8 protein-coding genes are annotated in these 9,535 nt (G+C 38.7%); 3 read left to right on the top strand and 5 right to left on the bottom strand.

The window, feature by feature from the left end:
* Positions 1-117: 117 nt before the first annotated feature.
* The 4 genes from F9U64_RS16605 to F9U64_RS16590 all read right to left on the bottom strand — a co-directional run bounded on the left by F9U64_RS16605 (position 118) and on the right by F9U64_RS16590 (position 4,841).
* Positions 118-954: a manganese catalase gene (locus F9U64_RS16605; protein ID WP_153406031.1), complete on the bottom strand. Its 837-nt coding sequence runs from the start codon at positions 952-954 to the stop codon at positions 118-120.
* A gap of 163 nt (positions 955-1,117) precedes the next feature.
* Positions 1,118-2,764, bottom strand: coding sequence for a methyl-accepting chemotaxis protein (locus tag F9U64_RS16600; RefSeq protein WP_153406030.1), 1,647 nt, complete (start codon positions 2,762-2,764; stop codon positions 1,118-1,120).
* Between the two features lie 18 nt (positions 2,765-2,782).
* Complete coding sequence (locus F9U64_RS16595; protein WP_153406029.1) at positions 2,783-3,757, bottom strand: BMP family lipoprotein; 975 nt, start codon at positions 3,755-3,757, stop codon at positions 2,783-2,785.
* A 271-nt stretch (positions 3,758-4,028) separates the two neighbouring features.
* Positions 4,029-4,841, bottom strand: coding sequence for a pentapeptide repeat-containing protein (locus F9U64_RS16590; RefSeq protein WP_153406028.1), 813 nt, complete (start codon positions 4,839-4,841; stop codon positions 4,029-4,031).
* Between the two features lie 129 nt (positions 4,842-4,970).
* On the opposite strand from F9U64_RS16590, the gene F9U64_RS16585 reads away from it, so the two are divergent.
* A complete protein-coding gene (locus F9U64_RS16585; RefSeq protein WP_153406036.1) occupies positions 4,971-5,993 on the top strand; it encodes an NADH:flavin oxidoreductase/NADH oxidase in 1,023 nt (340 codons plus the stop codon).
* Between the two features lie 102 nt (positions 5,994-6,095).
* Positions 6,096-6,851: a phosphoribosylformimino-5-aminoimidazole carboxamide ribotide isomerase gene (hisA, locus tag F9U64_RS16580; RefSeq protein ID WP_153406035.1), complete on the top strand. Its 756-nt coding sequence runs from the start codon at positions 6,096-6,098 to the stop codon at positions 6,849-6,851.
* Positions 6,852-7,012: 161 nt separating this feature from the next.
* On the opposite strand, the gene F9U64_RS16575 is transcribed toward hisA, so the two are convergent.
* A complete protein-coding gene (locus F9U64_RS16575; RefSeq protein ID WP_194287417.1) occupies positions 7,013-8,602 on the bottom strand; it encodes a catalase in 1,590 nt (529 codons plus the stop codon).
* 109 nt (positions 8,603-8,711) lie between these two features.
* Between F9U64_RS16575 and F9U64_RS16570 the strand changes: the two genes are divergently transcribed.
* Positions 8,712-9,506: a carbon-nitrogen family hydrolase gene (locus F9U64_RS16570; protein ID WP_153406026.1), complete on the top strand. Its 795-nt coding sequence runs from the start codon at positions 8,712-8,714 to the stop codon at positions 9,504-9,506.
* Positions 9,507-9,535: the final 29 nt, after the last annotated feature.

Genomic DNA, 9,535 nt, shown 5'->3' with positions numbered 1-9,535 from the left:
AATGAAATTAATGATCTACCGAGAAAAAAGAAGGAAGAAGAGAAGGGGATACTCAGTTTGAGAATGGAGGGATCAATAAAAGAAAAAATCCCTTTGAGCAAAGGGATGAAATGCTTATTAACATAATGATGGCGGGATATGAAAGTTCGTATCAAATGTGTAGGCAGGTGCCGGGTTAAGTTTAGGGATATCTCCATAAGCAGGAGGATTTTGAATATAACGGAATTCTGAACAACCGTCCATACTTGGCCCATATGCCCATCTTCCTTCAGCAGATGCCTCACCTTGTGAGAAATTATAGAAATCATAAGCTACTTGTTGTTTTTCCAATTCACGCGGGAAAGTGGATGGAACGACAACACCTTCTTTTTGCTCTAACTCTTCAATTGCTGCCAGCCACATATTTTGATGCATTGTATCACGGGCAATAAGGAAGGAGAGCATGTCTTTTACCCCTCTGTCTGACGTAATTTCATACAATCTGGAAACTTGCAGACGTCCCTGAGACTCAGCATTTAGATTCGCTCGGAAGTCAGCAAGCAAATTTCCGCTGGCTATGATGTAATCTGCTGTCCAGCGGTTACCAACACTATCTGCAGGCATTGCGCCAAGACCAGAGACAATGGCATGTTGTGGGTTCATTCCGCCAATTACTGCACCCAATACCGGATTTTTACAAGCTTCTTCTAAATCTCCAATCGGTGCATTATCTAGCAATCGTGCAATCATTGTTGCTAACATTTCAACATGGGCAATTTCTTCTGTTCCAACATCAAACAGTAAATCCTTATATTTGCCTTCCATTCTTAAATTAAAACCTTGAAACAAATACTGCATCGCTACAGAGATCTCCCCGAACTGTCCACCAAGCACTTCCTGCAATTGCTTAGCAAAAAGTGGATCAGGACGATCAGGTTTAGCGGGATATTGTAATTCCTTAATATGATAAAACATGTGTACACTTCCTTTTTAATTAGGTGTCTGTCTAATTTATGCGCCTAATTGGAAAGTGTGACTCTGGATAGAGAGTTTAACTTATTATATATATGGAAATAACCGAAGCAATTAACTGCATCGGTTATTTCTGACTGAAAGGATTTACTAGTTATTAAAGCAACTAAATTTTAAAGCGACTAATCTCTTCTTGTAATTCTTGCGCCATATCTGCCAATGTTCTTGTTGCTGCTGAAACTTCTTGTATGGTTGCCGTTTGTTCTTCTGTTGTACGTGCAACCTCCTGGGAATGGGAAGAGGTTTCTTTTGTGATCGCTGAAACATGGTGTATAGAACTTATAAGCTTATCCTTAATAGAAACAACTTGCCCCAATGATGCTGTGACCTGGTCCATTCGTTTTCGTACACTTTCAACAGATGTAGTGATATGGTCGAACGCATTATTAGTTTTGGAAACAAGTGTAGAGCCGTCTTTCACCGCGTTATAACTTCTAGTCATGGAATTCACTGCCTGCTTCGTTGTTGTTTGAATCTTATCAATCAGCTCATTAATTTGTTTCGCGGAGTTATTCGATTCTACAGCGAGCTTCCTTACTTCATCTGCAACTACTGCAAATCCCTTGCCGTGTTCTCCTGCATGGGCTGCCTCTATACTGGCATTTAAAGCAAGTAGATTTGTCTGTTCAGCAATCTCAGTTATCATAGAAACTATTTCATTAATCTCTACCGCGTGATTTTCCAGGCTTTCTATTATAGAGCTTGTCTTTTCGGTGTTTCTATTAATAATATCCATTTGTTCGTTAACTCGGTTCACTGCTTCTAACCCGTTAGTCGAATGGTAAGTTGCATCATCGGAAGAGGTGATAACTAGCTTGATACGCTCAGAGATGGAATCAATATCTTCAGAGATGGATGTTACATTTGAAGAGGCTTCCTCTACACTATCTAATTGGCTTTCAGAGCCAATCGATACTTCTTGAATTGTTTTGGAAATTTGTTCAGTTGTATGGGATACTTCATCTGCATTTGCGCTTAATTGTTCACTGGAAGCTGCTACGCTTTGAGAAGTATCCATAAGGCTATTAATTAGTCTGGCAAGATCCTCTCGCATTTGCACAAAACTGTTATGTAATGTACCAATCTCATCTTTTCGACTTGTCTTACGCAGTATCTGGGTTAGATCCCCTTTTGCTATATGGCCGGCAAAGTTTGTTAATAAAGTAATAGGATTCACTAACCTTTTTGTCATCATCATTGAAAAAATACCTGTTCCGATAAGTAAGAGCAGTGCAGAGATAATGGCGAATAACATGATCGAATCTACTGTTGCTTTTAAATCACTTTGTGCCTTTTGGTAATTTTGTTCAATCATTAATTGCAAAAGATAGATATCATTTTGAATCCCATGTGTCCGAATCGATTGCCGTTTCGCCTCAGCACTATCCTTTTCTTCAACTGCAATAAGGACTTCCTCTATTAAAGGTGATAATTTTTGTTCGATTTTTTTTAATTGTTCTTTTTCTGCTTGATTACTTACATCTGATAGTCTGTCAAAAATCAATTGTGCATCTTCTAATTTCAAAAGAACAGAATCAGCGACAGCATCTGTTCGGTTCAATGAAAAACTCGTTAATTCCTGTTCAACCGCAATAAGAGCATTTTTGAATTTTTCTACTTCTACTAACTTCTCCACATTTTCTGAGTTAGATGACTGAATATATGTCATCTGCCATGCAATAATGGCGATGATTATACTAGCGATGACTATTGGTATAAAAGTAATCAGACCAAGTTGGTGCTTCAGTTTCATTATTCTTCACTCTCTCTTTTATTCAGTAACTGTAATGGCACCCGACTGGATGTCATTTGTTAGATTTTCTAATTGTTTTTGTTCTTCCTTTGTTAAAGAGATTATACGAATTGGTGCGATTCCTACCCCATTCTCATTCAACCCCAGGTTTAAATGTTTAGTGGTAAGATTGCCGTTTTCTACTAGCTCTTCTGCGATCATTTTCATTGCCACATCAATATTTTTCAGCATCGAAGTGACAACTGTTTTCTCACCCAGGTTATATTGATCAGTATCTACACCAAAAGAGTAAACCCCTTCTTGCTGTGCAACATGAATTACCCCGACACCAGTAAAACCAGCAGAAGGGTAGATGTAATCAGCACCTTCATCAATAAGTTCTTTTGCCAATTGTTCCCCAAGTTTGTCATTGCCAAAATCTCCTGCAAACCTTTCAACAACTACAGCATCGGGATTTGTTGCTGCAACACCTTGTTTATAGCCATTTAAAAATTTACGAATCAGCAGAGTATCCTCGCCGCCTATAAATCCGACAATATTGGATTCAGAATTCATGCCTGCAACAGCACCTATTAAAAAGCTTCCTTCATGTTCTTTAAATGTCACACTAGTAACATTAGGTAAATCAACTTTACTATCGACTATGACAAATTGTTTTTCGGGATATTTCTCAGCAACTTTCTTTAGTGCATCTTCTATCATATAGCCTAATCCAATAATTAGATCATTATCTTCTTGAATAAGCGCTTCAAGACCGGTTTCATAATCACCAACGTCAGCTAGTTCACGATAATCGAATAGTATGCCCAATTCATCCCTTGCTTGTTCTAACCCGCTAAAAGCAGAGTCACTGAAAGACTGATCACCAAGTCCTACATCTGACAGCATCACACCTATCTTCAGCCGGTCACTTGTGCTTGATGATTGTTCATTACTGGAACAGCCAGTGATGATAAAAACTAATAACAAAAATAAAGCCAATCTTTTATTCATTCTGTTAACCTCCATAAGATGTTTAGGTAAAAATATCCATATAATTTAAATAGTATTATGACCTTTTACCTAATCGGATTATAGAGGTTTAGTATTTATTGGTCAATGTTTGGGAGCGTTATCAATTTTATTTTTAAGAAAATGAGATAAAAGAACTAGGTGTGAAGTGGAAGGATAAATTAGCAACTAAGATAGACAGCAATATTGTTTCAGTTGCAAGAAATTGTTGGGAGTCTAGAGAGGGGAAACGGACTATAAACTCCCAACAATATTAAGAACTGGCTTTCAACCAGTGTGCTGGTTTATGAAGGTGTACCGGCAATATGGTGTTCTGATCACCCTTTGCGGCATTTAATTGGGTTTGCGTTAAGAAAATACACTTATCTAAGTTGGCTCCGTTCAAATTGGTATCACGCAGATCTGCACCGATGAAATCTGCTCCTCTTAGATCAGCACCACTAAGGTTTGCCGCAATCAAAAGGGAACCGCGAAAATTCATCCCAGCCAATTTTTTATTGCGTAAGTTAGCACCAATTAACTCTAGTGGCAATCTAGTATTCTGTTTATATTCATTCCTCACCATTTCGCTAGCTTTCATTAATATTGGATTAACCATTGCACGTTGTTCACTAATATCCACTTTCAGGATTGCTTCTGCCTCTAATTTTGTATAATAATCTATTTTAGCAAAGACTTCCATCAGTTTTCCGTGAATTGGCTGAGTTTCTGTTCGCTGAGCTGCTTCATTCAAATAATACAGAATTTCATGAAGCTGTTGCACCTTAGGGAAAACAAGAAACATTTCCTCAGCTGTTTCCGGATTATCCCGCCAGTTTTCTCCATGATATATTTGCTGTGCTACTTTTTGTCCTGCCCCAAAGCATTCATATACAGTACATCCCTTGAAACCTTTATTCCTAAGCTCCTGATGAATGCCGCATAAAAAGTTGTTCTGCAAGTGGCGGCAAGGCTCACCAGCAGCTTTGTTAAATGCGAACTCATTTGATTGCATATATGGTAAGGCGACACAGCATAAAGCAAAGCAGTTTTCGCAGTCTGATTTTAAGTATTGATTATCGTTCATTTTTTTACCCCTTATTGTCTGGATAATTTAATCATATCATATTGTGTTCGTCCTGGTTTAATTAAGTGAATAACAAAACGGAAATTGCTATACTGAATAGGTTAATAACTCAAAAGGAGGAATTAAATGATGGATCAGTTATTCAGCTCATTTCATATAAAAAACCTAAGTTTGAAAAATCGTGTCGTCATGCCGCCAATGTGTCAGTATTCAGTAACGAAACAAGATGGTACACCAAATGACTGGCATTATACTCACTATATCAGTCGGGCAATCGGCGGTACAGCACTTGTTATTGTAGAAATGACAAATGTGGAACCAGACGGCCGTATTTCCAACAACTGTTTAGGTTTGTGGTCAGATGAACAAATGCCGGCATATAAGAAAATAGTAGAAGCTGTTCATAAGCAAGGAGCAAAAATCGGTATTCAAATCGCGCATGCAGGAAGAAAAGCAGAAGATGCTGAGACCCCTGTTGCACCATCAGCCATCTGTTTTAGTGAAAGATATAAGACACCGAGAGCCCTCTCCACTGAAGAGGTAAAAGAAATGGTGGAAAAATTCCGTCATTCAGTCCGACGTGCTGTTGAAGCAGGTTTTGATACCATTGAATTACACGGTGCTCATGGATACTTAATTCACCAATTTCATTCCCATTTAACAAACCACAGAGATGATGAATATAAAGAATTATCAAAATTCGGTGTCGAAGTAATTCAGGCTGCCAAAAGTGTGATGCCTGATAACATGCCGCTCATTATGAGAATTTCAGCCACCGAGTTTGCTGAAGATGGATACGATTTACAAGGTGGAATAGAACTTGCAAGAAAATATAAAGAAGCAGGAGTAGATATTTTCCACATTAGTGCAGGAGGAGAAGGAAAAATTGCCCCTTCCCGTAACCCAGGCTCACATGCCGGATATATGGTACCTTTCGCAAGGGCTGTGAAAGAAGCATTTGAAGTACCGGTAATCGCTGTCGGCAATCTGGATAATCCGGAACTTGCGAATGCGACCATCTGTAATGATGATGCAGATCTTGTAGCGGTAGGACGTGGAATGCTGCGCGATCCTTACTGGACGATTCATGCTGCACACCAATTAAAGCAAGAAATAGAAATACCAGTTCAATATGAAAGAGGTTTTATTTAAAATGGAAAAGGTGCTGCGGTTGTCAGCACCTTTCTTAATATGGTTTTTTCTATTACAATATGCTTAAGAGAAATCGCTAGAGAATGAGAGGGATTGGCTATGATGAAATTCAGACCATGTATTGATATACACCAGGGAAAAGTAAAGCAAATTGTTGGAGAGACATTAAATGATGAAGGAAAGCCAGTTGTAGAAAATTATGTTTCGGAATATGACAGCAGTTATTATGCCAGCATGTTCCAACAGGACGGCTTAGTTGGTGGACATGTGATTATGTTAGGTGATGGCAATCAGGAAGCTGCAATTAAAGCACTTCAGGCATATCCAAAGGGCCTCCAAATCGGTGGGGGAATCAATGCAGATAATGCATTGTTTTATCTAGAGAACGGGGCATCTCATGTTATTGTCACATCATATATTTTTCAGGATGGGGAATTGAAGCAAGACCGGCTTGAGCAACTGGTGTCTGTTATAGGGAAAGACAAGTTAGTGATTGATTTAAGCTGTAAGAAAAAAGATGGAAAATGGTTTGTTGTTACTGATCGTTGGACAAAGTTCAGTAATATTGAGATTACTCCAGCAACGATCAGCCAGTTGGAAGAGTATTGTGATGAATTTCTTGTTCATGCTGCAGACGTAGAAGGAAAAAGAAGTGGAATGGAAGCAAGTCTTGTGGAAAAATTGGCAGGTTGGGTTTCAATTCCAACAACATATGCTGGCGGTGTCCGATCATTAGAAGACTTGGAATCATTCCGGAAGCTTTCAAAAGGAAAATTAGATGTGACAATCGGCAGTGCGTTAGATATTTTTGGCGGTGACTTGTCTTATCAAAAAGTGGTAAAATATTGCACTGAGTAAATCATTGAAGGTAAACATTAACGAAGGGCGGTTAAATGCCTCCAAGTCGAAAAAAATCAGCAATTAGAGGCATTAGAATCAACAAATCTCATTACCTGTTAATAATTCTTAACACATAAAAATAGCGAAGCCCTTCAAAAAAAGAGCTTCGCTATTATCATTTAATACGGATCAGATACATGCCCCATTTGATCAGCTTTCGAAACGGCATCTTCCATTTTATCCGCTTGGCTTGATATGCTGTTCTTTAATCCAACCTCTACTCTTTTGCCATAATCCTGGTCACATTGATAGAACATCTCCACCATTTTATCCTGGATTTCTTTCTGGCATCCTGACAGGGCAGACACAAGGTTTTTAATTAATTCGTCTCTCTCCCAATCATTTAAGCGACGGTAGGTTTCTCCCGCTTGTCCAAAATTGTTTTCCCGGGAAATAGCATTTCTTTGCAGGTTTCCTTCAACATATGGCTCATGCTCTACACCAGGGTTTTTTGCTTCTTTTAGGCCATCAGTCAGGGAAGGTTCATAATCAACATGCGGATTTTTATGTTCAGCGTAATCTTGTCTGAAATCCATTTGTCCGCCAGTCTGATTTGTCGAAACTTTTTTAGTTGGACGGTTGATCGGCAGCTGCAGATAGTTTGCCCCTACACGATAGCGCTGGGTATCTGAATAAGAATAAGTTCTTCCTTGCAGCAGTTTATCGTCTGAAAAATCAAGTCCATCAACCAATACGCCAGTACCAAATGCCGCTTGCTCTACTTCTGCATGGAAATTCTCCGGATTCTTGTTCAATACTAACTTCCCTGCTTTATGCCAAGGGAAATCCTCTTTGTACCAGAGTTTTGTTGGATCTAATGGATCATAATCAAGTTCAGGGTGTTCGCCGTCCTCAATAATCTGCACATAAAGCTCCCATTCCGGGTAATTTCCCTTTTCGATCGCTTCATATAGATCCTGGGTTGCATGGTTGAAATTAGTTGCCTGGATTTTATTTGCTTCTTCTTGTGTTAAGTTTTTAATCCCATCCACTGGCTCCCAGTGATATTTAACCAGCACTGCCTTTCCTTCATCATTAACCCATTTGTATGTGTGAACTCCTGATCCTTGCATATGACGGTAATTTGCTGGAATTCCCCATGGTGAGAAGACAAATGTTACCATATGTAATGCTTCAGGAGACATACTGATAAAATCAAACATTCTTTCAAGGTTTTGAACATTGGTAACAGGGTCTGGTCTGAAAGCATGAATCATATCAGGAAACTTCAGTGGATCACGAATAAAGAATATTTTTAAATTGTTTCCGACTAAATCCCAATTTCCATCCTCTGTATAAAATTTAATGGCGAAGCCACGTGGATCTCTCAAGGTTTCCGGAGAATGTTTGCCATGTACAACTGTGGAAAAACGAACAAAGACAGGTGTCTGAACTTCCGTATTTGTGAAAACTTTCGCACGAGTATACTTGGAAACAGGCTCACCATTCACTGTTCCATATGATTGGAAATAACCATAAGCACCGGCACCTCTGGCATGAACAATGCGTTCTGGTATCTTCTCACGGTCAAAATGACTGATTTTTTCTAAAAAATCATAATTTTCAAGTGTCATTGGCCCACGATTGTTCACTGTTCGAACATTTTGGTTATCTGTTACAGGATGACCTTGCTGATTTGTCAGCGTTTCTTTTTCATTTGTTTGTTTATTCTTATTTTTCAATGTACTTACCTCCGATTTGTGATTCATTTCCATTGTTCCCAATTCACCTGTTCATATTCCTTGAACCTGCTTGAGTTTAAAATGTGAATTCACCATGCTAAAATAGCTATAAAAGTGTAAAGAAGGTGAATACCTCATGAAACATGCTATCTTTCAAATGGATGTTATTGTTGCCAACCCAGAACATAACCGTCAAAAAATTTTCGACTGGGTACAGTATGTAACAAAGGATAATGACCTTGATACAATTGTTTTACCAGAAATGTGGAATGCTGGTTATAAGTTAGATAAGTTAGAAGAAATAGCTGATAATAATGGCGCAGAAACTATTCCTTTTTTAAGTAATATCGCCAAAGAATATAGTATCAATATTATTGGTGGTTCTATAGCTAACCGTAAAGAAGATGGCATCTATAATTCCAGTTATGTATTTAACCGAAAAGGGGAACTGGTCTATCAATATGACAAAATTCATTTAGTCCCAATGTTAAATGAACCGGTTTATTTACAAGGAGGTAAAGAAAAGGCAAAGATCTTTCATATAGATGGAATCAAGATGGGCTTGATTATTTGTTATGATCTTCGCTTTCCGGAAATAACAAGATCTCTGGCCCTTCAAGGTGCGGAAGTGATATATGTTGTGGCTCAATGGCCAGCGTCAAGAGCAGAACATTGGAAGTATCTCCAATATGCGCGTGCAATTGAGAATCAGTGTTACATTATATCTGCGAATAGTTCAGGTACTTGCGATGAAACCCAATTTGCCGGTGAATCATTGGTTATTGAGCCAACGGGGAAAATAGTAACACAAGGACCGCCAGAAACAGAGGCGAAACTCTATGGAACTATTCATTTAGAAAGGGTAACTGAGACTAGAAAAGCCATCCCTGTTTTTACAAGCCGTGTGCCTCATTTATATGATGGTTGGTGATAATAAGGGTATGTAATAGAGAAAGGCTG

The organism is Gracilibacillus oryzae (genome assembly GCF_009498735.1).
GTDB classification, from domain to species: Bacteria; Bacillota; Bacilli; order Bacillales; family Amphibacillaceae; genus Gracilibacillus; species Gracilibacillus oryzae.
Note: the sequence above shows the minus strand (reverse complement) of the source record. Positions and strands in the feature narration are given on the sequence as shown.

Coding starts and splice junctions, on each gene's coding strand:
- F9U64_RS16605 (WP_153406031.1), bottom strand. CDS start 954: ATGTTTTATCATATTAAGGAATTACAATATCCCGCTAAACCTGATCGT.
- F9U64_RS16600 (WP_153406030.1), bottom strand. CDS start 2,764: ATGAAACTGAAGCACCAACTTGGTCTGATTACTTTTATACCAATAGTC.
- F9U64_RS16595 (WP_153406029.1), bottom strand. CDS start 3,757: ATGAATAAAAGATTGGCTTTATTTTTGTTATTAGTTTTTATCATCACT.
- F9U64_RS16590 (WP_153406028.1), bottom strand. CDS start 4,841: ATGAACGATAATCAATACTTAAAATCAGACTGCGAAAACTGCTTTGCT.
- F9U64_RS16585 (WP_153406036.1), top strand. CDS start 4,971: ATGGATCAGTTATTCAGCTCATTTCATATAAAAAACCTAAGTTTGAAA.
- hisA (WP_153406035.1), top strand. CDS start 6,096: ATGAAATTCAGACCATGTATTGATATACACCAGGGAAAAGTAAAGCAA.
- F9U64_RS16575 (WP_194287417.1), bottom strand. CDS start 8,602: ATGAATCACAAATCGGAGGTAAGTACATTGAAAAATAAGAATAAACAA.
- F9U64_RS16570 (WP_153406026.1), top strand. CDS start 8,712: ATGAAACATGCTATCTTTCAAATGGATGTTATTGTTGCCAACCCAGAA.